Source organism: Mycoplasma sp. Z386 (assembly GCF_054343375.1).
The window spans coordinates 1-529 of record NZ_JBTGVC010000040.1 but is presented as its reverse complement, the minus strand read 5'-3'; the positions used below and the strand labels follow the sequence as shown (position 1 = coordinate 529).

Here is a 529-nt window from a genome sequence, read left to right as displayed (position 1 = left end):
TTTAGATTTAAATTCTTCTTGTTGTTTTGCAAAATTTAAAACAATAAGTTCCTGAATTTTATCGCCACTCTGACCATTTATCGCCACTTTATCATTATTTTTATCGCCACTCTGACCATTTATCGCCACTTTATCATTATTTTTATCGCCACTATACCCGTTTATCGCCACTTTATTTTGTGTATTATAGTTTAAATTTTTTAACACAATAAAGAAAGAACTAGTATTAGAAATAAATTGTGGAATTAATTTTTCGTTGTAATTTTCTTGCTTTTTGTAACTTTCTATAATTCTCTTTAGTCCGCTTCCGCGTCTTTCCATTAAATTAAGTCTGCTGAAGACATCAGCAATAATAGGGTTTCTTCTTTTTGAAGCAATTTGATAAATATTTTGTTCTTGAATTAAAGAACCATCGGACATCCCACCAGGAGAATAAATTTCTAATCTATCATCATAGATATCAATGTGAATTTCTGTAAATTATTAATCAAAATGTCCTTTTTTTAGCGATATGAAAATAATAATTATT

General features: G+C 28.0%; 1 protein-coding gene. It reads right to left on the bottom strand.

Going from position 1 to position 529, the window contains the following annotated elements; genetic code table 4:
• A partial coding sequence (locus ACXX85_RS03975) for an ATP-binding protein (RefSeq protein WP_458560689.1) occupies positions 1–465 on the bottom strand: 465 nt, incomplete at its 3' end.
• Positions 466–529 lie beyond the last annotated feature (64 nt).